General features: G+C 70.9%; 22 protein-coding genes and 1 riboswitch. Of the genes, 11 read left to right on the forward strand and 11 right to left on the reverse strand.

Annotated features, from left to right (window positions below; translation table 11 throughout):
- Positions 1-31 precede the first annotated feature (31 nt).
- Positions 32-976 carry a glucosyl-3-phosphoglycerate synthase gene (locus tag ACGFRB_RS00700; RefSeq protein ID WP_393238170.1) on the reverse strand — a complete coding sequence of 315 codons (945 nt, stop codon included), beginning with the start codon at positions 974-976 and terminating at the stop codon, positions 32-34.
- Between the two features lie 121 nt (positions 977-1,097).
- A riboswitch (SAM riboswitch) is annotated at positions 1,098-1,237 on the forward strand.
- 18 nt (positions 1,238-1,255) lie between these two features.
- Between ACGFRB_RS00700 and thrC the strand changes: the two genes are divergently transcribed.
- The 4 genes from thrC (at position 1,256) to groL (ending at position 5,870) form a co-directional block, all read left to right on the forward strand.
- Positions 1,256-2,572: a threonine synthase gene (gene thrC / locus ACGFRB_RS00705; protein ID WP_363002054.1), complete on the forward strand. Its 1,317-nt coding sequence runs from the start codon at positions 1,256-1,258 to the stop codon at positions 2,570-2,572.
- 121 nt (positions 2,573-2,693) lie between these two features.
- A complete protein-coding gene (locus tag ACGFRB_RS00710; RefSeq protein WP_363002056.1) occupies positions 2,694-2,972 on the forward strand; it encodes a MoaD/ThiS family protein in 279 nt (92 codons plus the stop codon).
- 479 nt (positions 2,973-3,451) lie between these two features.
- A complete protein-coding gene (locus ACGFRB_RS00715; RefSeq protein ID WP_015035246.1) occupies positions 3,452-3,655 on the forward strand; it encodes a cold-shock protein in 204 nt (67 codons plus the stop codon).
- Positions 3,656-4,247: 592 nt separating this feature from the next.
- Entirely contained in the window at positions 4,248-5,870 is a 1,623-nt protein-coding gene (gene groL / locus ACGFRB_RS00720) for a chaperonin GroEL (RefSeq protein WP_363002058.1), read from the forward strand.
- Between the two features lie 264 nt (positions 5,871-6,134).
- On the opposite strand, the gene ACGFRB_RS00725 is transcribed toward groL, so the two are convergent.
- Together ACGFRB_RS00725 and ACGFRB_RS00730 are read right to left on the reverse strand one after the other, a co-directional pair.
- The gene (locus ACGFRB_RS00725) at positions 6,135-7,880 is read right to left on the reverse strand and encodes a hypothetical protein (protein ID WP_393237192.1); all 1,746 of its coding nucleotides are present in this window, start codon (positions 7,878-7,880) and stop codon (positions 6,135-6,137) included.
- Complete coding sequence (locus ACGFRB_RS00730; protein WP_393237195.1) at positions 7,870-9,561, reverse strand: hypothetical protein; 1,692 nt, start codon at positions 9,559-9,561, stop codon at positions 7,870-7,872. The genes ACGFRB_RS00725 and ACGFRB_RS00730 overlap by 11 nt, the downstream gene beginning before the upstream one ends.
- A 300-nt stretch (positions 9,562-9,861) precedes the next feature.
- Here ACGFRB_RS00730 and ACGFRB_RS00735 point away from each other — a divergent pair, with 300 nt between their 5' ends.
- Positions 9,862-10,236 carry a VOC family protein gene (locus tag ACGFRB_RS00735; RefSeq protein WP_363002065.1) on the forward strand — a complete coding sequence of 125 codons (375 nt, stop codon included), beginning with the start codon at positions 9,862-9,864 and terminating at the stop codon, positions 10,234-10,236.
- Here ACGFRB_RS00735 and ACGFRB_RS00740 read toward each other — a convergent pair.
- The 4 genes from ACGFRB_RS00740 to ACGFRB_RS00755 all read right to left on the reverse strand — a co-directional run bounded on the left by ACGFRB_RS00740 (position 10,210) and on the right by ACGFRB_RS00755 (position 15,579).
- Positions 10,210-11,064 carry a class I SAM-dependent methyltransferase gene (locus ACGFRB_RS00740; protein WP_393237198.1) on the reverse strand — a complete coding sequence of 285 codons (855 nt, stop codon included), beginning with the start codon at positions 11,062-11,064 and terminating at the stop codon, positions 10,210-10,212. The genes ACGFRB_RS00735 and ACGFRB_RS00740 overlap by 27 nt on opposite strands.
- Positions 11,065-11,717: 653 nt before the next feature.
- Complete coding sequence (locus tag ACGFRB_RS00745) at positions 11,718-13,382, reverse strand: PTS transporter subunit EIIC (RefSeq protein WP_393237201.1); 1,665 nt, start codon at positions 13,380-13,382, stop codon at positions 11,718-11,720.
- 117 nt (positions 13,383-13,499) lie between these two features.
- Positions 13,500-14,441 carry an N-acetylmuramic acid 6-phosphate etherase gene (murQ, locus tag ACGFRB_RS00750; protein ID WP_363002071.1) on the reverse strand — a complete coding sequence of 314 codons (942 nt, stop codon included), beginning with the start codon at positions 14,439-14,441 and terminating at the stop codon, positions 13,500-13,502.
- A gap of 196 nt (positions 14,442-14,637) precedes the next feature.
- Complete coding sequence (locus tag ACGFRB_RS00755; protein ID WP_393238173.1) at positions 14,638-15,579, reverse strand: MurR/RpiR family transcriptional regulator; 942 nt, start codon at positions 15,577-15,579, stop codon at positions 14,638-14,640.
- A 230-nt stretch (positions 15,580-15,809) separates the two neighbouring features.
- Here ACGFRB_RS00755 and ACGFRB_RS00760 point away from each other — a divergent pair, with 230 nt between their 5' ends.
- The 3 genes from ACGFRB_RS00760 (at position 15,810) to ACGFRB_RS00770 (ending at position 20,039) form a co-directional block, all read left to right on the forward strand.
- Entirely contained in the window at positions 15,810-16,166 is a 357-nt protein-coding gene (locus ACGFRB_RS00760) for a hypothetical protein (protein WP_393237204.1), read from the forward strand.
- Between the two features lie 247 nt (positions 16,167-16,413).
- Positions 16,414-16,725, forward strand: coding sequence for a DUF4031 domain-containing protein (locus ACGFRB_RS00765; protein WP_393237207.1), 312 nt, complete (start codon positions 16,414-16,416; stop codon positions 16,723-16,725).
- A 248-nt stretch (positions 16,726-16,973) separates the two neighbouring features.
- The gene (locus ACGFRB_RS00770) at positions 16,974-20,039 is read left to right on the forward strand and encodes a hypothetical protein (RefSeq protein WP_393238176.1); all 3,066 of its coding nucleotides are present in this window, start codon (positions 16,974-16,976) and stop codon (positions 20,037-20,039) included.
- 245 nt (positions 20,040-20,284) lie between these two features.
- Here the strand turns inward: ACGFRB_RS00770 and ACGFRB_RS00775 are convergent, their stop codons facing one another.
- The 3 genes from ACGFRB_RS00775 to ACGFRB_RS00785 form a co-directional block, all read right to left on the reverse strand.
- Complete coding sequence (locus tag ACGFRB_RS00775) at positions 20,285-21,511, reverse strand: Cmx/CmrA family chloramphenicol efflux MFS transporter (protein WP_393238179.1); 1,227 nt, start codon at positions 21,509-21,511, stop codon at positions 20,285-20,287.
- Between the two features lie 325 nt (positions 21,512-21,836).
- A complete protein-coding gene (locus tag ACGFRB_RS00780) occupies positions 21,837-22,097 on the reverse strand; it encodes a hypothetical protein (RefSeq protein WP_393237210.1) in 261 nt (86 codons plus the stop codon).
- On the reverse strand, positions 22,094-22,291 hold the full coding sequence (locus tag ACGFRB_RS00785) for a hypothetical protein (RefSeq protein ID WP_361235207.1): 198 nt from the start codon (positions 22,289-22,291) through the stop codon (positions 22,094-22,096). The genes ACGFRB_RS00780 and ACGFRB_RS00785 overlap by 4 nt, the downstream gene beginning before the upstream one ends.
- Positions 22,292-22,362: 71 nt before the next feature.
- Here ACGFRB_RS00785 and ACGFRB_RS00790 point away from each other — a divergent pair, with 71 nt between their 5' ends.
- Both ACGFRB_RS00790 and ACGFRB_RS00795 read left to right on the forward strand, forming a co-directional pair.
- Positions 22,363-22,980 carry a TetR/AcrR family transcriptional regulator gene (locus ACGFRB_RS00790; RefSeq protein ID WP_393237213.1) on the forward strand — a complete coding sequence of 206 codons (618 nt, stop codon included), beginning with the start codon at positions 22,363-22,365 and terminating at the stop codon, positions 22,978-22,980.
- A 272-nt stretch (positions 22,981-23,252) separates the two neighbouring features.
- Positions 23,253-23,582: a hypothetical protein gene (locus tag ACGFRB_RS00795; protein WP_363002081.1), complete on the forward strand. Its 330-nt coding sequence runs from the start codon at positions 23,253-23,255 to the stop codon at positions 23,580-23,582.
- Between the two features lie 51 nt (positions 23,583-23,633).
- On the opposite strand, the gene ACGFRB_RS00800 is transcribed toward ACGFRB_RS00795, so the two are convergent.
- The gene (locus ACGFRB_RS00800; RefSeq protein ID WP_393237216.1) at positions 23,634-24,332 is read right to left on the reverse strand and encodes a hypothetical protein; all 699 of its coding nucleotides are present in this window, start codon (positions 24,330-24,332) and stop codon (positions 23,634-23,636) included.
- Positions 24,333-24,671: 339 nt separating this feature from the next.
- Here ACGFRB_RS00800 and ACGFRB_RS00805 point away from each other — a divergent pair, with 339 nt between their 5' ends.
- On the forward strand, positions 24,672-26,117 hold the full coding sequence (locus tag ACGFRB_RS00805; RefSeq protein ID WP_393237219.1) for an MFS transporter: 1,446 nt from the start codon (positions 24,672-24,674) through the stop codon (positions 26,115-26,117).
- Positions 26,118-26,254 lie beyond the last annotated feature (137 nt).

Here is a 26,254-nt window from a genome sequence, read left to right on the forward strand (position 1 = left end):
GTCGCCCCGCCTCACGCCACGTCGCCCCGCCTCACGCCACGTCGCGCCGCCGCGCGTACTCCTCGATCTCGATCATCGGCGGCCGCTCCTCCGTGTCCACGGCGTAGGTCCGCGGGGCGAACCCGTTCTCGCCGCGCTCGAACTGGGTGAGCCGCGGCCGTACCAAGTGGCCCCGGGACAGCCGCACTTGGGCCGTCCGGTAGATCGTCGCCGCCATCCGGCCGAGCGCCCGCCCGTCCTGGTGGCGGTGCTTGCGGACGCCGACGTCGACCTGGGCGAGCGCGTCCAGGCCGGCCGTGTGCAACGCGTCCACCAGCAGGCCCAGTTCCACTCCGTAACCGACCGGGAACGGCAGCCGTTCGAGCAGCGAGCGGCGGGCCGCGTACTCGCCGCCCAGCGGCTGCACGACCCCGGCCAGCCGCGGCCAGTGCAGATTCAGCAGCGGGCGTGCCACCAGCTCCGTCACCCGGCCGCCCTGGCCGGGCGTGTCGCCGAGCGGCCGGTCGTACATCGCCTTCACGAACGCCACGTCGGGGTCGGTGAGCAGCGGCCCCACGATCCCGGAGACGAAGTCCGCCGAGAAGTCCCTGAGGTCCGCGTCGACGAAGCAGACCACGTCCCCGCTCGTCACCATCAGTGACCGCCACAGGACCTCGCCCTTGCCGGGCAGGGCCGGTATGCGCGGCAGTATCGCGTCGCGCGCCACCACCCGGGCGCCGGCCGCCGCGGCCACCTCCGCCGTTCGGTCGGTGGAACCGGAGTCGATCACCACCAGTTCGTCCACCAGCGGCACCGCCTCCGTCATCAGCTCGCGGCGGATCACCGAGACGATCGTGCCGACCGTCGCCTCCTCGTTGAGCGCGGGCAGCACGACACTGACCTTCGTGCCCCGCTTGGCCGCGAGGATCCGCTCCAGCGGGCGGTCGGCCACCGACCAGGACCGCCGGGCCAGCCAGCGTTCCACTTCTTCCAGCAACATGATCTCCATCTCGCGGATCGGACGCGCCTCTCCGGCTGCGAAGGCTTCGGTTACAGTCTTGAACAACGCGGCGGCCCGCTGCATGTCGGGGTACCGACCGCGTTCCACAACCGAATACCGCTCATCCAGAGGGGCAGAGGGACACGGCCCGTTGAAGCCCCGGCAACCCTCCAGTCGGTTCTCGTTCGCGCGAGGTCCCCGGCTTGGGAAGGTGCCAAATCCGTCTCATGGCGAAACACGTCGTGAGGAAGATGAGGAGAAAGGGCCTCGCCTGCCATGGCTGCTGCACCGACGGATGCGTCCACCGCCCCCGCTGCTTCCGCTTTTGCCCCCCGCACGGTCGATCTCGGCCCCGCGTCCGGCCTTTCCTGCCGGGAATGCGGAGAGATCTTCCCCCTCGGACCGATCTTCGCCTGCGAGCACTGCTTCGGCCCGCTCGAAGTCGCCTACGACCTGCCCACCGGCGACCCCGAGGCGCTGCGCAAGACCATCGAGGCCGGTCCGGCCAACATCTGGCGTTACGCTCCGCTGCTGCCCGTCCCCGCCGACGTCGCCGGCAAGCCCAACCTGAACCCCGGCTGGACCCCGCTCGTCAAGGCCGACAACCTGGCCCGCGAGCTCGGCATCGAGCCCGGCAAGCTGTTCGTCAAGGACGACTCCGGAAACCCGACCCACTCCTTCAAGGACCGGGTCGTCGCCCAGGCCATCGAGGCCGCCCGCGCCTTCGGCTTCACCACCCTGTCCTGCTCCTCCACCGGCAACCTGGCCGGCGCCGTCGGCGCCGCCGCCGCCCGGGCCGGCTTCCGCTCCTGCGTCTTCATCCCGCACGACCTGGAGCAGGGCAAGGTCGTCATGGCCGGTGTCTACGGCGGCGACCTCGTCGCCATCGAGGGCAACTACGACGACGTCAACCGCTTCTGTTCGGAGCTGATCGGCGACCCGCTCGGCGAGGGCTGGGGCTTCGTCAACGTCAACCTCCGCCCGTACTACGGCGAAGGGTCCAAGACCCTGGCGTACGAGATCTGCGAGCAGCTCGGCTGGGTGATCCCGGACCAGCTCGTCATCCCGATCGCGTCCGGCTCGCAGCTCACGAAGATCGACAAGGGGCTGCGGGAGCTGATCGCCCTCGGGCTCGTCGAGGACAAGCCGTACAAGATCTTCGGCGCCCAGGCCGAGGGCTGCTCCCCGGTCTCCGCCGCCTTCAAGGCAGGGCACGACGTGGTCCGCCCGCAAAAGCCGGACACCATCGCCAAGTCCCTGGCCATCGGCAACCCGGCCGACGGCCCCTACGTCCTCGACATCGCCCGCCGCACCGGCGGCGCCGTGGAGGACGTGAACGACGAGCAGATCGTCGACGCGATCCGGCTGCTCGCCCGTACCGAGGGCATCTTCGCCGAGACGGCGGGAGGCGTAACCCTGGGCGTGGCACGGAAGTTGGTGGAGAGCGGGCTCATCGATCCGAGCCTGACGACCGTCGTCCTCAACACCGGGGACGGTCTGAAGACCCTGGACGCGGTGGCCGACGGCTCACAGGCGACCGCGACCATCCGCCCGAGCCTCGACGCCTTCCGCGCCGCCGGACTGGCGCACTGAGCGTCCCGGCTTCCGCCGCCGTCTCCCGCCGCCGTCTCCCGCCGCCGTCTCCCGTCTTCTTCCCCTCCCCCTCCCTCTTCGTCCTCTCTTCTTCCGCCTTCTTCGAAAGGTTCGTGAACCCATGGCCGTGAACGTCCGCATCCCCACCATCCTCCGCACCTACACCGGCGGGCAGTCCGAGGTCCCGGCGGAGGGCGCGACCCTCGCCGAGGTCATCGCGGACCTGGAGAAGAACCACACCGGCATCGCCGCCCGCGTCCTCGACGACCAGGGCAAGCTGCGCCGCTTCGTCAACGTGTACGTGAACGACGACGACGTCCGCTTCGAGCAGGGCCTGGAGACGGTGACGCCGGACGGCGCCGGCGTCTCGATCATCCCGGCGGTCGCCGGCGGCTGCTGAGCCGGGCTTTCCTCCGCCGGGCTGCCTCTCGGGCGGTTCCGGCGGGGGATTCGTCAATGTGGCTCGTATGCCCCTTCGGCCCCTTCCGCCTCACCACGCGCAATACGGAATTACCCCTTCCGCAAGAAGAAGCGGAAGGGGTAATTCTGCATGGTTGAGCGCGATAGAGTTGGGGAAGCCCCCTCCGCCGCCCATGCCAGACGCATATGAGAATGCGGCGACTCGCGACAAGATACGGTCAATAAGGCCAGGGCTTCTGCACCTTGTGCACGGTTTTGACGGGCCCGATTTGCCCGGTAATTCGGCGTATTCGCCCCGATTCCCCATTCAGGTGCGCCCAGAATTCTCGTCCGACTGACCTGTTGCAGAGGGCAGTTGGGCAGATACATTCAGCGGCGGTCGACGCGTTCCGGCGCAGGGTCTGACCCGGGTCCGCGAAGTGCGGCCCCGCGCAAGGGCCAGTAATAGGGGAGTTAGGCATGGCTCAGGGCACCGTCAAGTGGTTCAACGCGGAGAAGGGCTACGGCTTCATCGCGGTCGACGGCGGAGCGGATGTTTTCGTCCACTACAGCGCGATCCAGATGGATGGCTACCGCTCCCTCGAAGAGGGCCAGCGGGTCGAGTTCGAGATCTCGCAGGGCCAGAAGGGTCCGCAGGCGGACATGGTCAAGCTCGCCGTCTGAGCGCGGCGCGATCGGCCACCGACGCATTTTTGTCGAGGGGCCCGCATCCCGGATCCGGGACGCGGGCCCCTCGCGCGTGTGCGGGCGGGCGCGGATGCGCGGGTGCGCGAGCGGAGGCGTATGGGTGCGCGGGCGGCGTGTGTTCCGCGCGGGTACGCGGGCGTGTTCCGCGCGGGTACGCGCGCCCGCGCCGCACCCGGGTGTGTGCGGGTGGGTGACGTACTCGGCGGGCAGGTCACGGCAGGCCCGCGCGGGTCCCGGTCGGGTCCCGGTCGGGGTGCGACTGAGGGTCCGCCAGGGGCCCGCCGGGGGGCCCGCCGGAGGTCTGCCGAGGGTCTGTTCGGGGGCCCGCCGGAGGCCGCCGGAGGTGACCGCGAAGCTACCGATCGTCGAGAGTCGCTTGCACTCGCATGGGTCGAGTGCTAATCATTGGCGTTAGCACTCTGAAGGTGAGAGTGCTACGAGGATCGGGCAGACGAGGCCGCCGAACCGCGTGGGGCAAGGAACCACGGGGCATGCGCCGGCCGTCCGTCGCGGGCGTCGGCGCGGTCCTGGAGCGTTATCCACCCCATGTCCGGGAGGACCACTTCACATGGCCAAGATCATCGCGTTCGACGAGGAGGCCCGGCGCGGTCTCGAGCGCGGCATGAACCAGCTCGCTGACGCCGTCAAGGTCACCCTCGGCCCGAAGGGCCGCAACGTCGTCCTCGAGAAGAAGTGGGGCGCCCCCACGATCACCAACGATGGTGTCTCCATCGCCAAGGAGATCGAGCTCGAGGACCCGTACGAGAAGATCGGCGCCGAGCTGGTCAAGGAAGTCGCCAAGAAGACGGACGACGTCGCCGGCGACGGTACGACCACCGCCACCGTTCTCGCCCAGGCTCTGGTCCGCGAGGGCCTGCGCAACGTGGCCGCGGGTGCCAACCCGATGGCCCTGAAGCGCGGCATCGAGAAGGCCGTCGAGGCCGTCTCCGGTGCGCTGCTCGACCAGGCGAAGGAGGTCGAGACGAAGGAGCAGATCGCCTCCACCGCCTCCATCTCCGCCGCCGACACCCAGATCGGCGAGCTCATCGCCGAGGCCATGGACAAGGTCGGCAAGGAAGGCGTCATCACCGTCGAGGAGTCCCAGACCTTCGGTCTGGAGCTGGAGCTCACCGAGGGTATGCGCTTCGACAAGGGCTACATCTCGGCGTACTTCGCGACCGACATGGAGCGCATGGAGGCCGCGCTCGAGGACCCGTACATCCTCATCGTCAACTCCAAGATCTCCTCGGTGAAGGACCTGCTCCCGCTCCTGGAGAAGGTCATGCAGTCGGGCAAGCCGCTGCTGATCATCGCCGAGGACGTCGAGGGCGAGGCCCTGTCGACCCTGGTCGTCAACAAGATCCGCGGCACCTTCAAGTCCGTCGCCGTCAAGGCCCCGGGCTTCGGCGACCGCCGCAAGGCGATGCTGAACGACATCGCCATCCTTACCGGCGGCACGGTCATCTCCGAGGAGGTCGGCCTCAAGCTGGAGAACGCCGGCCTGGACCTGCTGGGCCGCGCCCGCAAGGTCGTCATCACCAAGGACGAGACCACCATCGTCGACGGTGCCGGTGACAGCGAGCAGGTCGCGGGTCGCGTCAACCAGATCCGCGCCGAGATCGAGAACAGCGACTCGGACTACGACCGCGAGAAGCTCCAGGAGCGCCTGGCGAAGCTCGCCGGTGGCGTCGCCGTCATCAAGGCCGGTGCCGCGACCGAGGTCGAGCTCAAGGAGCGCAAGCACCGCATCGAGGACGCCGTTCGCAACGCGAAGGCGGCCGTCGAGGAGGGCATCGTCGCCGGTGGTGGCGTGGCGCTGCTGCAGGCCGGTTCGGTCTTCGAGAAGCTGGAGCTGGACGGCGACGAGGCCACCGGTGCCGAGATCGTCCGCAAGGCCCTGGCCGCCCCGCTGACCCAGATCTCCGTGAACGCCGGCCTTGAGGGTGGCGTCGTGGTGGAGAAGGTCCGCAACCTGCCCGTCGGTCACGGCCTGAACGCCGCGACCGGTGAGTACGTCGACATGATCGCCGAGGGCATCATCGACCCGGCCAAGGTGACCCGTTCCGCTCTGCAGAACGCGGCCTCCATCGCGGCCCTGTTCCTCACCACCGAGGCCGTCATCGCCGACAAGCCGGAGAAGGCGTCCGCGCCGGCCGGCGGCGGCATGCCGGGCGGTGACATGGACTTCTGATCCTGACGGATCGGTGGTTCATCGCTGAACGCGACCGAGGGCGGCACCCCCAGTGGGGGTGCCGCCCTCGGGCTTTTTCCCGCGCCTTGCGCGGTCACGCCGGTCACGCGGGCCTGGTGGAGCAGGGCCGGTGAAGCAGGTCGGCGAGGTACGTCGGCAACCTGACTCCATGCCGTACGTCAGTGACCTGCCGCCGTGCCGTACGTCCGTGCCGTATGTACGGCACGGACGTCAGCGCTGCACGTCAGCACATGTCGGCGCGCGTCAGCGCACGTCGACGTAGTCCTCGTACGCGTTCGACGAGTTGAAGTGGTAGCCGTCACCGCTGTGCCGCATGGTGTACCAGCCGTCCACCGTCGCCGCCTTCTTGTAGGTCGCGACACCACTGGAGTTGGTCTTGGCGGAGCCCAGCTTGTTCCAGGTCTTCGAGCCCTTGGCCTTGAACCACACGGTCACGGGAGCGTTCCCGTAGGTCTTCCACGTGCCGCCGACCTGGTGCTGGAGCTTGCCCGTGACCGTCACGGTCTTGCCCTTGCGTACCGGCTCCGGCGAGGCGTTCACATTGAGGATCCGGGTGGAGGAGCGGTACATGCCCCAGATGGCGGTGGAGCTCTCCAGGAACTGGTCGCTCAGCGGGTGCCGCACCCGGTAGTAGCCGCTGAAGCCCTTGCCACTGAGGGCGTAGAAGCCCGGGTAGGTCTTCGAGGTGCCGGAGGCGAGGGTGCGCCAGCCGGTGCGGCCGTCGGCCGAGTGCTCCAGGACCAGCTTCTGCCCGCCGGTCTGCCACTGGGCGTTCCACGGGTTGTACCAGGAACGGAAGGTGCCGGTCAGGGTGCCCGTGCCGTCCGCCGCGAGCGCGACGGTCTCCAGGGTGATACGGCCTTCCTGGGGGATCGCCAGCTTGCCGGTGACCTTGGGGAAGCTCAGGTACGGGTCGACCGGGGTGACCACCCAGCTGTCCAGGTTGAGGCCCGGGACGAACGGCAGCTTCGCGGTGAAGCGGCCGTTCGCGTCGGTCGTGACGGTGCGCGTGACGCGGCCGTCCTCCCGCCCGAAGCTGCCGAAGCCCACCCGGACCTGCTGGCCGGCGAGCGACGTGTCGACCTGCGGGGTGCCCTCGGCCGGCGTGGCGGGGGCGTTCGGGTCGTTCAGGGTGCCGGTGACGGTGACCTGCTGGCCGGGCAGGACACGGGTCCGGTCGGCCGTGGCGGTCGCCTTGATGCTGCGCGGGACCAGGCTGTAGATCGACTTCACGAAGTCGAACGAACCGTGGACCTGCTCGCTGTCCTCGTTGTACGAGACGCGGAATTCCTCGCCGACCTTGACGTCGGTGTACGGCTCACCGCTGAAGATGCCCAGGTCGTCCGTGGCCACCGTACGCGCCGCCTCGTCGGCCACGCCGAGGCGCAGGACGGAGATGCCGCGCCCGTTGATCGGGACGAGGTCGCCGGAGCCGGGCTGGGCACCGACGAGCGTGCCCGTGGGGCGGGAGGTCCGGTCGTTCCACTTCGGCGTCGACAGACCGAAGTCGAGCTGCGGCGTCAGCGTGAAGTCGAGCGTGCCGGCGTCGGTGCGGGTGACGGTGTTGCCGAGGGAGTCGGTCGCCGTGACGTCGATGGCGTACTTGCCGAGGTCCTGGATCGTGCCGCCGTCCTCGGCGAGCTTGAGCACGGTCGGCGCCTGGAAACGGCCGGGGTTGTAGGCGACCGGGGACAGCTGGGCGATCTCGGTGACGACGGTGTCGCCCTTGCGGATCTTCGCCGACACCTTGGTCACGGTGGCCTGCGGCGCGTCCGTCCACGCGTTGACGGTGAAGTTACCGCGCTGGAACGTGTCGGTGGTGGCGCGGCCGACGCCGACAGGGGACGGCGTGGCCGGGTCGTCCGCGAGGGCCTGGGCCGTGCCGGCGGCGAGGGCGAGCACGGTCACCGCGGCGATCACGGAGGTCCGGGAGACCCGGGAGACCCGGGGGGCTCGGGAAGCGCTGGATGCGCGGAGGTCAGATCGCATCGATGTACTTGTCCTTGGACTGGCTGTAGAAGTAACCGGCCTGCTCCTGCTTGTACACGCCCCAGGTGCCGTCGCCGTAGTTCGTGGCCTTGAAGCTGAACTTTCCGTACGAGTTGGTGGGCACATCGCGAGTGACCCAGTACCAGGTGGAGTCGCCCTTCGGGCGGAAGACCAGGGTGACCTTGGCGCCCGAGAGGGCCTTCCAGGTGCCGCCGGTGTTCTTCTGGAGGGTGCCGGTGACGGTCATCTTGCTGTTGACGCGGGGCCGGCTCGGAGTGATGGAGAACGCCGAGAAACGGGTGTCGACCCGGGAGAGCTTGACCGCCGAGGAGTCCTTCGGCGCGTAACGGTCCGTCTCGTAGTGGTGCAGTCGGTACGTGGCGCTGACGTAGCCCCAGGTCTTGATGTCGACCTTGCAGTAGGAGTAGCCGTTCCCGTACTGCGCCTTGCCGCTCTTCAGCCACTGCCAGTTGTGTCCGCCGTCGAAGGACACCTGGAGCTGGTACGGCTCGTTCGCGCAGTCGCCGCCGTTGAGGTGGGCGGTGGCGTGGACCTCGCCGTACTGGTCCATGGACATCTTGAGAACGCTGTACGTGAGCGGCTGCGGGACCGCGATCTCGCCCTGGTCGTAGGGGATGTCCTCGAAGTAGGACGAGGGCCGCAGGTAGGTGTAGGTCTGCGTGGCGTACGTGGCCCGGGCGCCGTACTTGAAGGTGCCGTCGGCGGCGGTCGTCCCGCTGCCCATCTGGCCGGGGACGGTCAGGTCTCCGCGGGGGTAGGTGTTCGCGGTGACGACCGGGGCGTACGCGAACGGCTTCCAGCCGTCCTGGGTGAGCCGCTGCACCGTGCCGCTCATGGTGACATCGGTGTTCTTGGCGACGCGGTACTTGTTCTGGCCGGCGCTGATCCGGTACGTCAGCTTCTCGATGCCGACAGTGGGCAGCGGGCGTCCGACGTCCGGGTCGGTGTCCGCGGCGGGATCGACGACGGTGGCCTTGCCGCCGCTGATCTCCCCCTCCGGTATGTACGACATCGAGAAGGTGCCGTCGGCGCCGGTGGTGGCGGTGAGGCTGGCCAGGCGCAGCTTGTAGTCGAGGTCGTGCACATTGACGGTCACCTGGATCTTGGTGCCCGCGCGAGCCGGCGTACGGGCCCCGGTGGACGGGTCCCAGGCGGTCGCCGTACCGGACAGGATGACCTTCCGGTTTTCGTAGTCGGTCGTCTTGCGGTCGAAGGCCAGCTTGTCGACACCGGTGTGCAGCTTGTAGCTGTAGGTGCCGCCGGTCCACGTCTGCGTGGCGCCGGAGGGCATCCGGTATTCGACGACGACCGGGTAGTCGCCGAGTGCCGTTCCCTCGGGCAGCTTCAGGGCCTCCGAGGTCACCCAGCCGGAGATGCGCTCGGTGGCCCAGTCGCCGGACTCGAAGCGGAGGTCGTCGCTGGAGGCGAGGACGGCGGCGTCCGGGGCCGTGGAGGCGAGGACGGAGACCTTCGCCCACAGCGCCTGGGACGGCAGGTCGACGGCCAGCCGTCCGTCGTCGTAGGTGACCGTACGGGTCATGTCGATGGCGTAGGCCGCGGGCGCGGTCGCCAGGGCCGGCAGAGTCAGTCCCGCCGACAGTGCGAAAACGGTGGCCGCACGCACGAGGGCATGCGGCAGCGTGCGCGTAGAGCGCGTCAAGGTAACCCCCCACAGGTTATGAATGCGGCGGCGCACGTGCTCAGTGATGCCGACGGGCCGCGTGGTAGCACGATAGCGCCCGCCGATTGAACATGTTCACCGGATTCCCATGGGGGTCTCATATGGCCGGGGATATGCCCTGAATATTCCGATAGGGCGACTGGAGTGGGCGCTCCGGGTCCGCTCCGGTGCCTCTCCGGGTTCGCGCAGGGTCCGCTCCGGGGGTGTTCCGCGGGTGGGAACACGCGGGGGAGCGGCAAACGTGCGGGCGGGCGGTGCGGCGTCTCTAGTGTGAGGATCATGCAGCTCTCCGCGATCACCCTCGACTGCTCCGACCCGCCGGCGCTCGCCGATTTCTACCACCGGGCCACCGGTCTGCCGCTGCATCCCAGGAGCCACGCCGAGTTCGCGGGTGTCGTCCAGCCGGCCGGCGGGCTGCTCCTCGGCTTCCAGCGGGTCGACGGGTATCGCGCTCCGGTCTGGCCCGGCCAGGACGTCCCGCAGCAGCTCCATCTGGACTTCGATGTCGACGACCTCGCGTCGGCCGAGACCCGGCTGGTCGCCCTGGGTGCCGTACGGGCCGCCCACCAGCCGGATCCGGAGCGCTTCCTCGTCCTCACGGACCCGGCGGGGCACCCGTTCTGTCTGTCACCGCGGGTCGCGACGGCGCCATAGCCCGGTCCAGAGGAACGACTCGCCGAAGTGAGGAGAGTCGGCGGGTTGCTCGCGCATGCGACGCAGGGAGATCTCTGTCAGGTCGGGGGTGTCAGGGGCGATGCCAGGGGCGTCAGGGGCAGGGTCCGCCGGGGAGAACAGGGCGCGCAGATCGGCCAGGGTGTAGGCGAGCCCGCCGTGGAGACTGCGGTCGCGGTAGAAGGCGGCGTCGGGGAGTTCGGAGCCCATCCCGCCGGGTCCCGCGGCGAAGCAGGTGAGGGCGAAGTGGCCGCCGGGGGCCAGGTGGCGGGCGAGAAAGCCCAGGTAGGTGGCGCGCCGATGGGGCGCGAGATGGTGGAAGCAGCCGGAGTCGTAGATCAGGTCGTACGGGCCGCCGGCACCGATCCCGGCACCGACCCCGGGCAGGTCCGGCCGGGTGGACCCGAACGCGTCGCCGTGCAGGAAGCGGACCCGGGCGCGGATGTCCGGGCTCGTCTCGCGGGCGCGTTCCCGGGCCCAGGCGAGCGCGTCGGCGGAGAGGTCGACCGCGTCGACCTCGTAGCCGTGCCGGGCGAGGTGGAGGGTGTTGCGGCCGGGGCCGCAGCCGAGATCGAGGGCGCGGCCGGAGGCGGGCAGCGGTCCTTCGCCGAGGTGGTCGTCGAGGTTCTCGTCGGGCTTGTCGGCGAAGAAGGGGACGGGTCGCTGCCGGTCCTTGTAGAAGCCCTGCCATTTGGCGTGGTCGTCGGCGAACAGACCATCCAGGAGCAGGAGGGTGTCCTCGGTCGTCCGGGTGGTACGGAGGGAGGTAGGGGCGGCGGTACGGGTGGTGCGATCCAGATCCGTGTCCATGGCTGAACGCTATGGCCGGGGAGGGGATAAAGCCAGGTCAGAGGGTGTGTGGCGGGTCCGGGGGGAAGGGCTGGGGGGCCTGCGCGGGCGTACGCGTACGGGTGTGGCGGGCCCTGTCCCGCACCCCGGCGAGCGGGTCGGGAAGGGGGCGCGCAGACCCGTCACGGGGCGTTCCCGGGGTGCGTCGGAGGCATCAATTCGCCGGTGGAGCCAGCAGGTTCGGGTCCTGGCCGAAACGGCGAAGGGACGCGGCGACTAAGCCGTTCTCCTTCAACTCTTCGATGGCCGCCCGCAGATACGCGACCATCTCCGGCGCCCGCCCGTCCGGTCGTCGTGCCGACGGCCTGCCGGACCCGGCCCCCACCTCCAACTTCCGTTTCCCGAAGGCGTCGACGCACTCGGGGGAGTCGGGCGTGGCGCGGAGTCTAGGAGTATGCGAAGGCGTAGAAGTAGGTGAGGGCGACCGCCACTTGTGTGGGTGTCGGTCATGCCCCATGGGGAGTCGGGCGGCGGCGGGTTGTCTGTGATGGAGGCCATGCCTCCGGGGCGGGGCGGAATCATGGCGTGAAGGGGCGGGACGCGATGACGGGAAGTCGTGCAACCGCGCGGGAGTTGGGGATGGGTGGCCGAACGGTTCCCGTGACCGAAGGGTTTCAGAGGCCGGCCGGTTCGGGGCGGGGCGGCGAGTCCGGATCGGAGGACGGGGCGGGGGTGGCAGAAGTGGCAGGAGTGGCAGGAGTGGCAGGAGTGGCCAGTGAACTCTTCTCCGGTTCCGGTTCCGTCGCCACGTTGAAGGTGTCGAGCAGGTCCTTGTCGAAGCCGAAGAAGTACGTGGCGATCAGGCCCGTCAGATAGCCGACCAGCAGCCCGCCCGCGTAGATCGCGGCCGTCGTACCCAGGCCCCCGGTACCGGCGAGGAGAGGGAAGAGGGCCCAGCCGGAGGGGCCGATGGCGGTCGAACCCACCGTGTGGCCGAGCATGTCGAAGAGTCCGACGAAGCCGCCGCCGAACGCGCCGCCGACGCAGGCCGTGACGAACGGGCGGCCGAGGGGCAGCGACACCCCGTAGATCAGGGGCTCGCCGATGCCGAGGAGGCCCGCCGGAAGCGCGGATCGGATGGTGCGGCGGATCGAGCGGTTGCGCGACAGCCGCAGATGGACGGCGACGGCCGCGCCGACCTGGCCCGCGCCCGCCATCGCGAGGATCGGGAGCAGCACCGTGTAGCCCTGCTGCTCGATGAGGGTGGTGTGGATCGGGATGAGGGCCTGGTGCAGACCGAGCATCACCAGCGGCAGGAACAGCCCGCCGAGGAGGAAGCCGGCGCCGAGACCCGCGTGGGAGAGCAGCCAGTCGGCGAACTCCCCGATGAATCGGGCTACTTCACCGGCCACGAACATCAGGCCGTAGAGCGTGGCCAGACCGGCGGCGAGCACGGTGACGGTCGGGGTGACCAGGACGTCCACGGCCTCCGGCACCCGGCGGCGGCACCACTTCTCCACGTACACGGCGAGCACCGCCGCGCCGAGCGCGCCGAGCACCCCGCCCTGGCCGGGGGCGAGCGGCCGGCCGAAGACCTCGACCTTCGCGACCCCCGCGTACACGATGATCGCCGCGACCGCGCCGCCGAGGATGGGGGTGCCGCCGAACTCCTTGGCGGTGTTGTAGCCGACGAAGACCGCGAGCAGGGCCATGAAGCCGTTCGCGAGCGCGGTGAGGGCCGGGGTGAGGCCGGGCAGCCAACCCAGGTTGATCAGAAGGCCGTTGAGCCCGGCGATGATGCCGCAGCCGATGAGGGCGGGGATGAGCGGGACGAAGATGTTCGCGATCCGGCGGAGGAGGAGTTTGACGGGGGTGGCGTTCTTCGCCTTCCGGGCCGCCTGGATCGCCGCGCCCTTGCCGGCGAGGGCGGCGGCGTCGTGACCGGGCTCGCCGGGGGCCTTGGTTTCGTCGGTTTCGGTATCGGTTCCGGTCTCGGCTTCGGCGTCGTCGGCCGGGGGCCCGGCTTCAAAGGGCCTTACCGCCGGGGTTCCCGCCGCCGCGCCCCCGGTCCCCGGCGCCGCCCGTTCCACCAGCGTCTCGATCTCCGGCGCCACCCGGGCGACGGTGCCCGGCCCGAGGACGATCTGGTACGTGTCGTCCTCCACCACCCCCAGCACGCCCGGCAGCGCCCGCAGCTCCTCGTCCCGTACACGGGCGCGGTCCCGCAGACCCAGCCGGAGCCGGGTCATGCAGTGGGCCACGGACTCGATGTTCCCGGCGCCGCCGACGAGCGGGAGGATCGCGGCGGCGAGGGCGCGGTACTTGTCGTCTGTGCTCATGGTGCGGTGGTGCCATGCCGCGTGGGGGTGGTACGCGCTCCGGCCCGCCGGTCCACCCGTCCGGCCGATCGACGGGCGGGCAGGGGGCGGGCGGGCCGGGGCGTCGGCGCGGCGGGGCTACGGGGTCTCGGACGGCTCCAGCGCCGCGCGCAGACGGCCGTCGGTCCGGGCGAGCCGCCGCTCCGCTTCGGCGGCGTCGTCGATTCCCGCGAGGATCATGAGGACGGCGGTCTTCACCTCTCCGTCCGCCGCCTTGAGCGCGATCTCGATCCGCTCGTCCGGCGCACCGGTGGCGAGGGCGACGATGCGGCGCGAGCGGGCCTGGAGCTTGTCGTTGGAGGCGCGGACGTCGACCATCAGGTTTCCGTAGGTCTTGCCGAGCCGGATCATGGTGATCGTCGAGATCATGTTGAGGACGAGTTTCTGCGCCGTTCCCGCCTTCAACCGGGTGGATCCGGAGAGGAGTTCGGGCCCGGTCACGATCTCGATGCCGTGCTCGGCCGCCGCCGCGAGCGCGCTGTCCGCGTTGCACGACAGGCCGATGGTGAGCGCCCCGTGCGCGCGGGCGTGTTCGACGGCGCCGACGGCGTACGGGGTGCGGCCCGAGGCGGAGACGCCGACCACGGTGTCGTCGGGGGTCAGCCCGAGCGCGGTCAGATCCGCCGCGGCGAGTTCCCTGGAGTCCTCGGCCCCCTCGACGGCCTGGACCATGGCGCCGGGGCCGCCCGCGATGAGGCCGACGACCTGGGCCGGGTCGGTGTTGAAGGTGGGCGGGCACTCGCTGGCGTCGAGTACGCCGAGCCGCCCGGCGGTGCCCGCGCCCAGGTAGAGCAGGCGGCCGCCGCGGGCCATGCGCGCGGCGGTGGCGTCGATGGCGGCGGCGATGGCGGGCAACTGCCCGGCCACGGCGGCGGGGACGGTCCGGTCCTCGCCGTTCATGATCCGTGCGATGTCGAGGGTGGGCAGCCGGTCGATGTCGGCGAGCTCGGGCCGGAACGCCTCGGTGGTGAGGGTGGCCAGCTGGGCGCGCAGCTCGGAGTACGTGGGTGTCGTGGACACGGTGCTCTCTCAGCGGTTCGAGCGGGTCGGGGGGTGGTCGGTCCGGCGAGTCGGCGGGTTGCCGAGGCGATGAGGTGGTGCCTCGGACACCTGGCGGGCCGGGTGGGTCGGGCGAGCGTTCGGGGTTCGGGTGAGCGGTAGGGGAGCAGGGAACGGCCGGTGGCCCCCCCGGGGGCCCTGCTCCGGATCCCGGCGGTCAGCGGCCGCGGGGGGTGTGGCGGTGCGCCAGGGCCTCGTACGAAGCCGCGAGGGCCGGGGCGGCCGTTTCATACGTACGCTGCGTGACGCAGGTGAACAGGCAGTCCACCACCAGCAGTTGACTGGTCCGGGATGACATCGCGGCCGGGCGCAGCTCGCTCTCGCGGGCCGTGGAGGTGGTCAGCACGTGGTCGGCGTACTGCGCCACCGGCCCGTCCGGGCGGCCCGTGATGGCGACGGTGGTGGCCCCGTGGTCGAAGGCGACCCGCAGCGGTTCTATGACGTCGCCGGTGGAACCCGAGTGCGTGATCGCGATGGCGACGTCCCCGGAACGGAGCTGTACGGCGTTGGTGACGGCGAGGTGCGGGTCGCTGTGGGCGTGGGCGACGAGGCCGATCCGGAGCAGTTTCTGGCCGAGGTCCTGGGCGACCAGACCGGAGGCGCCGACACCGTAGATGTCGACCCGGCGGGCGGTGGCGAGGGCGGCGACGGCGGCGCCGAGCTGGACCGTGTCGAGCCCGGCGGCGGTGTCGGCGAGGGTCTGCTGCTCGTCGTAGGCGAGTTTGGCGATCACGTCCGCGACCGGGTCGTCGACGGCGATGTCGGCCGTCACGGCGGGCGCGCGGCCCGACTGCTGCTGGGCGGCGAGCCCGGCGAGGGCGAGCCGCAGATCGCGGTAGCCGGGGTAGCCGAGCAGTCGCGCGGTGCGGACGACGGTGGCCTCGCTGGTGCCGGTGAGCTCGGCGAGTCCGGTGACCGTGAGGGCGGCGCAGCCGGCCGGGTCCCCGGCGACGGCTTCGGCGACCCGCTGCATGGAGCGGGTCATGGAGGGCGCGAGGGTACGGACCTTCGCCGCGAGCGCGGCGGGGGCGGGCGGGGCCGGTGCGGCGGCGGCGCCCGCGGCCGGAGTCAGGGTCGGGGCCAGGGTCGGGGTCGCCATGCGGGCTGTGGCGACCGGGGCGGCGACCGTGGCCGTGGGGGTGGCCGTGGAAGGCTGCTCCGGGACGCCGATGAAACTTTCCTTCACGTCATGGGTCACATCTGAAAGATATTTTCGGCCGTCTGGACCGTCAATAGGGCGGCGGGGGAGCGGTGGGCGCGGAACAGGGGGCGCGGACGGGGCGCGCGGGAGGTTCGTCCCCGGGGCGCCGCCGGGGTGACAATGTGAACATGGACGAGATCGACCCCGTGGAGCAGTCGCTCCACGCCGCCCGCGCCCTGGTTCTCGCCGACCTGGCGGCGCGTGACGTCGCCATGGCCGAGGTCGTCTCGATGGTCGAGGACGCCGTGACCCACCGCCGCTGGTGGGTCGAGCAGTGGCCCGAGGGCCGCTCCTTCGTCGCGGGCCTGGTCGCCCAGGACGTCCAGGACGCCCTCCTCGAACGCTACGGCCGCTGGCCGCTGTGCCCCGTCTGCTCCTCGGCCGACCCGCACGCCCTCGACGTCGAACCGGAACTGGGCCCCGACCCGCACTGGGTCTGCGGCAAGCAGGGAGTGGTCGTCGCGCCGGTGGGCGGCCTGACGTGACGCCGGGCCCGGGGCGGGCGCGCGTCGTGCGGTGCGTGGGGGACGTGCGCGGTCGGCGAGACGTACGCGCGCGTGGTGACGTACGGGATCGGTACGACGTAAGCGACCGGCGGGACGTAAGCGACCGGCAGGGCGTACGCGCGCGTGGTGACCTCCACGTACGGGGTGACGTACGAGGCCGGCAGGACGTACGGTCTCCGCACGCCCCGGCCCGTCCGCCGGGCCCGGCGACCGCGGAGGTCCGGCGATGACCCTCTACATCGACCCGCCCACCTGGCCGGGCCACGGCCGCATGTGGTCGCACCTGGTCAGCGACGTGTCCTTCGACGAACTGCACGTCTTCGCGACCGGCATCGGCTGCCCGCCCCGCGCGTTCGAGCGCGACCACTACGACGTTCCGTCCGACTACTACGCGTCCGCCGTCGCGGCCGGCGCGGTCGAGGTCGGCTCGAAGGAACTCCTCCGCCGCCTCACCGTCGCGGGCCTGCGCCGCCCCAAGGGCCGGCCGGGCCCGGGCCTGCCGGGCGGCGGCTGTCTCTTCCCGTACGAAGCGCGGTAGCGGCCGGCCCTCACGCCCCCCGCCCGCGCCCCCGCCCGCGCCCCGGTCCACTCCGCGGCCCGCGCGCGGGGGCGGGTTCCCCGTGCCGGGTGCGAGCGGCGCGGGGCGGGCACCCTCTTGCGGGACCACGCAATGAGGGGCACATGAGTCTGTGTCAGGCGTGTCTGACATTCAGGACATAAAGGGTAAGTAAATATGATTCCATGACCCCTGCCCTCCCTCGCATTCGCCCACTCTCGTGGCTCTTGGTGGTGCTGCTGGCCATCGGTGCGACCCTGCTCTCCCCACGGCCGGCCTCGGCCGACCCCCGGCTTCCCGTCACCCTGAGCGCGTCGAACACGGTGGTCGACGCGGGTGACCGGCTGATCTACGAAGTCAACGTGGCCTGCTCGATTCCGACGGGCTGCCCGAACACCACGCTCACCTTCAGCCGTCCGCCCGGCGCCTCCGGGGACGGGGCGCTGTCCGAGCCGTGGCCCAGCCAGGTCACCAATGTGCAGACGGTCAGCGGCCGGCTGGTGGTGACCGCGAACCTGGCCGCCGGTGACAGCGTCAACGCCGTGGTCTCCTGGCCCACGGCGAACTACACCACGCCGCCCGGCGCGCAGCCGGTCACGGTGACCGCCGAGACCCCCTCTGGTACGGGTACCTCCGAGGCCACCGCGACGATCAACCTGAGGGCCGCGCCGAACATCGTGCTCATCAAGACGGGACCGTCACAGACGGCCCCCGACACCACGGTCTCGTACACCGTCTACGTCTCCAACCGCCCCGTCGACCCTGACCGGCCGCGCGGCACGCTGGCGCTCGACAACGTGACGATCGAGGACGTGCTGCCGGTGGGCGCCGAATTCGTCGGTGCCTCGGGCGGCGGTACGTACAACCCGGCCACGCGCACCGTCACCTGGCAGGTCGCCACCCTCGCGGACACCGCCTTCAGCAACACCGTCAGCGTGCGGTACCCGTCGTCCGCCGTTTCTCCGGGCGACACCATGACGGACACCGCGTCCGTCTCCGGCACCGGCCACGGCACCACGACGACCCACGAGGACGACACCACCTTCACCACCATGATCACCGCGACGGATCCCGGGGTGAAAGGCGAGTTCGTGAAGTCGGGCAACCCGGCCGGGTTCGAGGGCCAGGCGTACGGCTACGAGCTCGACGCCTTCAACCGCAGCAACGTCGCCGCCTCGGCCACGCTCGACGACACGGTCCCGGCCGGCCTGCGGCCCAGGGTCGTGCGGATCCGCTACGGAGGGACGGCCCCGGTCGGCCAGGTCCCGGTGACCGTGACCTACAGCGACGGCAGCACCGCCACCTTCAACGTACCCACCACCAACGTGGACACCCCGATCCCGGCCGGCCCGGCAGGCACCCGCGTCACCCGGATCCAGGCCACGCTCCCCTCCATCGAGCCGTACCAGTACGCCCTGCTCGCCTTCACCTCCGACGTCGTGCTCTCCGACATCCCCGGCGGCAACCCCACCGAGATCGAGAACTGCATGACCGGCACGCTGGCCGCCGCTTCCGGCACCGGCGGCGAGTTCACCGACACCGTCTGCAGGACGACCTTTCTGGACCGGAGCAAGCCCGACCCGATCCTGACCAAGGTCAACGACCAGGTGCCGGTGGCCCCCGGCGGCGTCGTCGACTGGGACCTGGGCATCCGCAACAACGGCACCAACTCCCAGCTGTTCCCGCACCTCTTCGACCTGCTGCCCCCGGACGTGGACTACGTGCCCGGCTCGCTGCGGCTGGCGGACCCCGCCACCGCCAACAGGTGCCCCGAGGTGGCCGCCGCCGACGTCACGGTCACCCCGGACTACCAGTTCGGGCGTACGGCCGTGATCTGGAAGGCCCCCGCCTCCTCCCAGCCCATCGAGTACCTCGGCGCCCTCGCGTGCAGGTACACCATCAGCGGCAAGGTGAAGGCCGGGACGAGCGCCGGCGTCAAGGGCGGCGACCCCCAAAGCCCGGACACCTATCTCGGCAACCTGTCCTGGCTCTTCGACGCCGAGCAGACCATCCTGGTGCCGCGCTACGACAGGATCGCCGACAGGTACGACATCAACCGGAACGGCAACACCACCGAGCAGGTCTACTTCGCCGCCGACGACTACTCGGTCGCCGACGCCGCCGACATGTTCGTCTACAAGCAGGTCCGAGGCGACGACGGCGAGTGGAAGGACTCGGCGGAGGTGCCCGGCCAGGAGGACCAGGTCGCCCCGGTCACCTCCGGCGGAACGTTCGACTACCGGGTGCGGCTGGGCAACCAGGGCAACCGGCAGCTGACCGATTTCGTCGCCTACGACCTCCTCGGCACTCCCACCAGCCACGGAGTCACCGACGGCCGTTACAACGACACCACCAACACCGTGTGGACCCCTGTGCTCACCGGTCCCATCGACACCACCGGAACCCCCGTCACCATCACCTACTCCACGAAGGAAGACCCCTGCCGGCCCGAGATGGACGCCACGCGGGGCACCGCTCCGTTCTGGTGCGGCGGACAGGTCGACCCCTCGTTCGTCCCCGCCTCCGAGGTCACGGACTGGACCCTGATCCGGTCCCTGCGCTTCGACTTCGGCGACACCGTTCTCGAACCCGGCCAGATCCTCACCTTCGAGTGGGAGATGACGGTTCCGGTCACCCGCGCCGACCACACCGCGCTCCAGAACGGCGACATGAACTGGAACAAGGTCGCCGCCCAGGCCGAGGTCGTCGAGGCCGGCGGCACCACGCGCGAACTGCTGCCGGCCGAGCCGCCGTGGGTGGCCGCGCGGGTGGTGAAGCTCAGCGAGCCGACGCACACGATCTCCAAGACCGCCACCCCGCAGACCGCTTCGGTCGGTGACACGGTCGAGTACACGGTGACCGTGCGCAACACCGGTGAGGTTCCCTACACCGAGATGCGGGTCGAGGACGACCTGTCGGAGGTGTTGCGGCACGCCACGTACAACGGTGACGCGACGGCCACCTCCGGCACGGTGAGCGTCACCGGCGACACCCTGCACTGGCAGGGCCCGCTGCCGGTCGGTGGCACGGTGACCATCCGCTACTCGGTCACCATCACCAGCGAGCTGCCCGCCAGCCCCAAGGTCGCCAACCATGTCAGCAGCGTCGACCCGGGAGGCAACTGCCCGCCTGGTTCGACCGACCCCGCCTGCACAGTCGAACTCACCCCCGGCGGGAAGCCGCCCCACGGCTACGGCGACGGCTACGACCATGGCGACGGTTACGACCACGACGGTGGTGACGACCACGACGACGCCCCGGCACCCGCCGCGCTCCCGAAGAGGGCCCGCAGGTGACCGGAGCCTGAACGAAGTGAGGAGCCACTGACAGGGGGCTCGCCGATGGCGGCGGGCCCCCTGTCCTTGTGCCGGGGACACCGGGCTTGTGCCGGAGACACCCGGCGAAGGAGGGGCGGGGGCGGCGACCGGGCCGAGGTGAGCCGGTCGGGCGGTCCGGCCGTAGGGGCGTAGGGGCGTAGGGGAGCCGGGGAATCGGGAGCCGCCTCCGGTGAGCCGGCTCCCGTTCGCCGTGGTGGCCCGCGTCAGACGCAGTCGGCGGTGGTGTTCTTCGCGCTCTCGGTGGTGGTGGTCTCGCCCCGGGCGACCACACGGCTCGCGGTGCCGGGGGTACGGCTCAGGCGCAGGGAGAGGGCGACGGCGCCGACGCCGACGAGGGTCATCGCGGCGCCCGCCCAGGCCGGGGAGGCGTAGCCGAGGCCGCCGTCGATGACGGCGCCGCCGAGCCAGGGGCCGCTGGTGTTGCCGAGGTTGAAGGCGGCGGTGGTGGTGGCGGCCCCCAGGGTGGGGGCGGCGCCGGCCACGTTGAACATCCGGGCGTTGAGCGCGGGCGCCGTGTAGAAGGCCGAGACGCCGAGCAGGAAGGTCAGCACGATGGTGGCGACCGAGCTGCTCGCGAACAGGGCCAGGCCCACCAGGAAGAGCGTGGAGGCGGTGAGGCCGCTGAGCAGGACGCCGAAGAGGTGGGCGTCGGCGACCCGGCCGCCGATGTACGTACCGATCAGCGCGCCGATGCCGAACAGCGCGAGGACGCCCGAGACCCAGCCCTTGTCGAGGCCGGAGACGTCGGTGAGCAGCGGGGCCAGGTAGGAGAAGGTGCAGAAGACGCCGCCCGCGGCGAGCGCGGTGATGACGACGGAGAGCAGGACCTGGCGGTCGCGGTAGATGACCAGTTCGCCGGCGAGGCGGGGGCGGTTCTCGGGCAGCGGTATGCGCGGGATGCGGGTGACGACACCCACAAGAGCGATGGCGGAGGCCATGCCGACGGCCCAGAAGGCGGCGCGCCAGCCGAGGTGTTCGCCGAGGAAGGCGCCGGCGGGGACGCCGATGACGTTGGCGATGGACAGCCCGCCGATCATGACGGCCATGGCCCGGGCACGGGCCCCGACGGGCACCATCGCGATGGCGACGGCGGCGCCGACCGCCCAGAATCCGGCGCACGCGAGGGCACTCACGACGCGGGAGGCGAAGAGGACGGCGTAGTTCGGCGCGAGCGCGCCGGCGATCTGGCCGAGGCCGAAGACGCCGATCAAGGTGGTGAGGGTGGTCTTGCGCGGCAGCCGCAGGGTGGCGACGGCGAGCAGCGGGGCGCCCACGACCATGCCGATGGCGAAGGCGGAGATGAGCAGTCCGGCGCGGGGGATGGAGACGTTCATGTCCTCGGCGATCGGCGGCAGGAGTCCGGAGAGCATGAACTCGCTGGTGCCGAGGGCGAAGACGGACAGACCGAGGATGTAGACGGCGAGGGGCATCCGGGCCCGTGCGGCGGGCGGAGGTGACGCGGCGGAGGAAGACGGCATGACACGGGCAACCCGTCGTTCGCGGCGGTTCATTCCGCCGCGCGGAATTTTCTCGGGATACGGATGCCGGCGTGGCGCGTGTCGCCGGCCTCCGGTCGGCTGTGACCTGGCGCGACGGCCCCCGGCGGTGACCCACGGGCGGGGACCCGCGGGCGGTGACTCGCCGGCCGGGCCTCGCCGCCCGCTCCCCGTCACCCCGGGCCACTCGACGGGGCGCCACCGGCGGCCACCGCCGGCAGTCACGGGCGGCGGGTCACCGCCGAAAGATCCCGGGTGATCACGGACGTTGCCGGGGCGGGTGTCGGCGTTCCGCCGACCTGCGCCACATCGCGCGCATGCCGAGCGCGAGAACGACAACGGCGGCGATGACGATTCCGGTCCTGAGCACGAGATCCACGAGGACGTGGTGGAGGAATTCCGAGGACTCCATCAGCTGGGCCGACCGGGAGGCGAGCGGCACGGAGGTGAGCGGCACGGAGACGAACGGCAGGGAAGCGAGGGGCAGGGGGGTGAGGGGCGCGAGGGTGAACGGGATCATCGGTGGCTCTCCAGATGACGGGCGGCGGCGCGCGCGGCCGCCTTCACAGCGGGGGTCGCGTGGCGCCGGACCTCGTCGAGCCGGCCCGTACGTCTGAGGTGGAGGGCGACGGCGAAGACCACCAGGGCGAGGACGACGAGACCGCCGACGACCAGGCCGAACCGGATGAGCAGGAGTGTGAGAACCGTGTCCATGAGAGCGACCTCCAGCTTTTTATCACGACTGTGATAAATCCTTTGTATCACGCGCGTGATAAAAATGCCGCATGCCCAAGCAGGTGGATCCGGAAGCGCGTCGTCGGCACGTGGTCGACGCGCTGTTCCGTGTCGTGGTCCGGGACGGTCTCCAGCGCACCTCGCTGCGCGCCGTCGCCGACGAGGCCGCGCTGAACATCGGCTCGCTGCGCCACTACTTCTCCGGGCAGCAGGAACTGATGCGGTTCGCCATGGGGTCGATGCTCGAACGGGTGGCGGCCCGGCTGGTCGACCGGGTCGAGGAGATAGGCGAGCTGATCGACTACCCCCGTCGGCAGCAACTCGCGCTCTGTACCGACCTGTTGGCCGAACTGCTGCCGCTCGATGCCCGCAGGCGGGCCGAGGTCACCGTCTTCCTTGACTTCAACACCGCCGCCCGCACCGACCCGTCGCTCGCGGATCTGTCCCGGCAGACCGCCGAGGGCGTACGGGATCTGGTACGCCGGGTCCTCGACCGCCTGGAGGACGCGGGCACCCTGCGCCCCGGCCTCGACCGCGCCCTCGAAACGGAGAGGCTCGCGTCCCTCGTCGACGGCCTCGGCATGAACGGCGTCCTCCACCCCGAGGTCCTTGACCCGGACGACTGCCTCGCCGTTCTGCGCGCACACCTCAAGGGCCTGACCCGCTGACCCACCGCGGCGCGGCCGCCGCCACGGCGCCCGGCGCACCCCGGCCCGCCGCGCCCCCGCCCGGCTTGCCCCGCCCTCGCCCGTTGCGCCGCGCCCCCACCCTCTTGCCCTGCCCGAACTCCGCTTCGTATTCCAGTGGTTGGCGTGGAATCCGCCATGCCATGATCGGGCCATGTCGATATCCGGGAGCGATGCCGCGTAGGCGGCCGAAGGCCGTCCGCGCCGAGAGGTGGCGGCCGAGAGCGTGTGGGCCCGTACAGCGGGTGCGAGGAGTGTCCGCCCTGACGCGGGTGGCGATCCGGCGGGTCGAGGACGAGCGGATGTGGCAGGGCGCGGTCGTCGCGGCGCTCGACCGGTTCGAGCGGGCCTTCCGGCACGCCGGGCGATATCTGGAGACCTGCTTCGACGTGGGGCTTGAGGTGGAGGCCGCCCGGGACACCCTGGAGGAGATCATGCGGCATCTGCCTTCCGGGGCCCGCCGGGATCTGGGGCGGCTGATCGGCCGCATCGACGAGGAGTTCGAGCGCCGGACGCTGCCCGAGCCCCGGCCGGCGGGCGACTGGCTGCCCGACTGGTGGTGGGCGAGGGTGCGGGAGCGCTGAGGCGTACCCGAGGTCTCGTGGCCCCCATGCCCCCCATGGCCGCGATCTTCCTCAGCCCTCCGTCCCCTCCATCCCCGCCGTCCCCATCAGTTCCTTCAGTTCGCGTTCCATGTTGGCGCGCGCCCGCGCCTCCCAGGCCGCCGCCCCGTAGGGGGTGCGGAAGAGGCGGGGCAGGGCGAGGAGGTGCCGGAGTACGGCGGCGCGGCCCTCGCGGAAGTCGGGGTCCGGGACGAAGGCGTACTCCTCACGGACCGCCGCCGTATACCCCGTATAGGTATCTGTCCCGGTGGCCAGGATCGCGAGGTCGGCGTCGCACAGGGTCTCGCCGTCGAGGTCGCCGGGGGCCGGGTCGTGGAGGGTGGTGAGGCGGACGAGGCGGGCGACCTCGGCGACCTCGTGGGAGGTCAGGCCCGCCTCGGCGAGGGCCTTTTCGGCCAGGGCCGCCGAGCGCTCCTCGTTCTCCGAACGGTCCGGCCGGTAGACCGCGTCGTGGAACCACGCGGCCAGTCGCACCAGCTCCAACTCCCCGCCCCCACCGCCCTGATCGGCGAGTTCGTCGATGCGGTCGAGGACCGCCCGCAGGTGGGCGACGGTGTGGTAGCGGCGCTGCGGCTCGGTCCAGCGGGCCAGCAGATTCCGGCCGTACGGGAGAGGGTCCGGGCCCTCGCGGCCGGCCCGGGCGGCGAGCAGGGTGGAGGTCCAGCGGGCGAGGAGATCCTGCTCCTCGCGGGGCGTCAGCTCGGCGGTCATACGGGCATTCTCCCGCCCTCGCGCGTACGTCGGGCGTGCGGGCGCGCGCCCTTCTTCGCGCCCGCGTCGAGACCGTGCCCGTGCCCGGTATGCCCCTCGCCCCGCGCCGTCCCAAGTCCCGTGAAACCAGGGCTTGATCAGGTCGCGACCAGGTTGTGACCGCGACGTGACCGTGACTCTTGCCGAGGTCGCGGTCGGGGCCTTACCGCTCTCTTACATACCCCCCATGGGTATGCTACGGTGCAGCGCACAGGTACCCCCCAGGGGTATCCCCAGAGGTAACTCCAGGGGTATCTGTCACCGTCTCCGAACATCGATAGCGAGCGAAGGGTCAGGGCAATGTCAACCGTCAATCCCCGGCGCTGGTGGGCACTTGTCGTGCTCGCCGCCGCACAGTTCATGGTTATCATGGACACGTCAATCATTGGCGTCGCACTTCCGGAAATGCAGAAGGACCTCGGCTTCTCGCAGAGCGAGTTGCAGTGGGTCTTCAACGCCTACGTGATCGTCTTCGGCGGTCTGCTGCTCCTCGGCGGACGCCTCTCCGACCTTGTCGGAGCCCGGAAGATCTTCGTGTCCGGCTGGGCCGTCATGATCGCCGGTTCGGTCGTCGCCGCCGCCGCGCAGACGGCCTGGGTCGAGATCGCCGGCCGCGCCATCCAGGGTGTCGGTGGCGCGCTCATCGCGCCGTCCGCGATGACCCTGCTCATGATGCTGTTCATGCACGACCCGCGTGAGCTGGGCAAGGCGATGGCCCTCTACGGCGCCGCGGCCCCGGCCGGCGGTACCGCGGGTGTGTTCCTCGGCGGTGTCTTCACCGAGTGGGCCGCCTGGCAGTGGTGCTTCATCATCTACGTCCCGATCGGCCTGGCCACCCTCGCCGCCACCAAGATCCTCCCGAACGTCGACGCCCGCCGCGGCTCCGTCGACATCCTCGGCGCCATCGCCGTGACCGCCGGCCTCGCGCTCGCCGTGTTCGCCGTCGTCCGCGCCCCCGAGGTCGGCTGGGGCTCGACCACCACCATCCTGGAGCTGGCCGGCGCCGTCGTCCTGCTCATCCTGTTCTTCGTGATCCAAAAGGCCCTGCGCGAGCCGCTCATGCCGCTCAGCGTCTGGCGGGTCCCGCGCCTCGGCTCGGCCAACCTGGCCATGACGCTGCTCGGCGCCGCCTGGATCCCGATGTGGTACTTCCTGAACCTCTACCTCCAGCAGGTCCTCGGCTACGGGGCGTTCGCCTCCGGCGCCGCGTTGCTCCCGATGACCGTGCTCCTCATGATCTTCATGACGGCCATCACCGCCCGTCTCATGGCGAAGGTCGGCGCGAAGCCGCTCATCGGCATCGGTCTGCTGGTCCTGGCCGCCGGTCTGGTCTGGCTGTCGGTGGCCGAGCCCACCGGCACCTTCCTGGTCGACGTCCTGCCGGCCTCGCTCGTCGCCGCGCTCGGCATGTCCCTCGCCTACATCCCGACGATGATGTCCGCGATGGCCCACGCTCCGCAGGAGCAGGCCGGTCTCGCCTCCGGCATCGTCAACACCACCTACAACGTCGGCTCCGGCCTCGGCCTCGCCGCCCTCACCGCGGTCGCCATGTCGCAGGGTGCCGCCGAGATCCACAACCTGCCGAAGCTGACCGAGGGCTTCTCGGCCGCCTTCATCGGCGCCGCGATCATCGCCGCCGTCGGCGGTGTGATCACGCTCCTGGTCATGAAGGGCGACAAGGCCCTGGCCGCCGCGGCCTCGGCCCCGGCCGACGCCGCCCCGCAGGGTGACAAGGTCGGCGTCTGACCTCTCCTCCCCTGGGCCGCCCGATGTTCCTCCCCGGACTTCGGGCGGCCCTTCTTTTACGTATCCGGTCTTACGGACGTGTGCGCGCACCGGCTTCCTGTACGGGCGCGCTTCCCGTACGGGCATATGCCTGACAT

This window comes from Streptomyces sp. NPDC048718, assembly GCF_043198875.1.
Taxonomy (GTDB): Bacteria; Actinomycetota; Actinomycetes; order Streptomycetales; family Streptomycetaceae; genus Streptomyces.

Bases quoted from the DNA above. Each gene is read 5' to 3' on its own strand.
- thrC (WP_363002054.1), top strand. From the start codon at position 1,256: ATGGCTGCTGCACCGACGGATGCGTCCACCGCCCCCGCTGCTTCCGCT.
- ACGFRB_RS00710 (WP_363002056.1), top strand. From the start codon at position 2,694: ATGGCCGTGAACGTCCGCATCCCCACCATCCTCCGCACCTACACCGGC.
- ACGFRB_RS00715 (WP_015035246.1), top strand. From the start codon at position 3,452: ATGGCTCAGGGCACCGTCAAGTGGTTCAACGCGGAGAAGGGCTACGGC.
- groL (WP_363002058.1), top strand. From the start codon at position 4,248: ATGGCCAAGATCATCGCGTTCGACGAGGAGGCCCGGCGCGGTCTCGAG.
- ACGFRB_RS00725 (WP_393237192.1), bottom strand. From the start codon at position 7,880: ATGCGATCTGACCTCCGCGCATCCAGCGCTTCCCGAGCCCCCCGGGTC.
- ACGFRB_RS00735 (WP_363002065.1), top strand. From the start codon at position 9,862: ATGCAGCTCTCCGCGATCACCCTCGACTGCTCCGACCCGCCGGCGCTC.
- ACGFRB_RS00740 (WP_393237198.1), bottom strand. From the start codon at position 11,064: ATGGACACGGATCTGGATCGCACCACCCGTACCGCCGCCCCTACCTCC.
- ACGFRB_RS00745 (WP_393237201.1), bottom strand. From the start codon at position 13,382: ATGAGCACAGACGACAAGTACCGCGCCCTCGCCGCCGCGATCCTCCCG.
- ACGFRB_RS00755 (WP_393238173.1), bottom strand. From the start codon at position 15,579: ATGGCGACCCCGACCCTGGCCCCGACCCTGACTCCGGCCGCGGGCGCC.
- ACGFRB_RS00760 (WP_393237204.1), top strand. From the start codon at position 15,810: ATGGACGAGATCGACCCCGTGGAGCAGTCGCTCCACGCCGCCCGCGCC.
- ACGFRB_RS00765 (WP_393237207.1), top strand. From the start codon at position 16,414: ATGACCCTCTACATCGACCCGCCCACCTGGCCGGGCCACGGCCGCATG.
- ACGFRB_RS00775 (WP_393238179.1), bottom strand. From the start codon at position 21,511: ATGCCCCTCGCCGTCTACATCCTCGGTCTGTCCGTCTTCGCCCTCGGC.
- ACGFRB_RS00780 (WP_393237210.1), bottom strand. From the start codon at position 22,097: ATGATCCCGTTCACCCTCGCGCCCCTCACCCCCCTGCCCCTCGCTTCC.
- ACGFRB_RS00785 (WP_361235207.1), bottom strand. From the start codon at position 22,291: ATGGACACGGTTCTCACACTCCTGCTCATCCGGTTCGGCCTGGTCGTC.
- ACGFRB_RS00790 (WP_393237213.1), top strand. From the start codon at position 22,363: ATGCCCAAGCAGGTGGATCCGGAAGCGCGTCGTCGGCACGTGGTCGAC.
- ACGFRB_RS00800 (WP_393237216.1), bottom strand. From the start codon at position 24,332: ATGACCGCCGAGCTGACGCCCCGCGAGGAGCAGGATCTCCTCGCCCGC.
- ACGFRB_RS00805 (WP_393237219.1), top strand. From the start codon at position 24,672: ATGTCAACCGTCAATCCCCGGCGCTGGTGGGCACTTGTCGTGCTCGCC.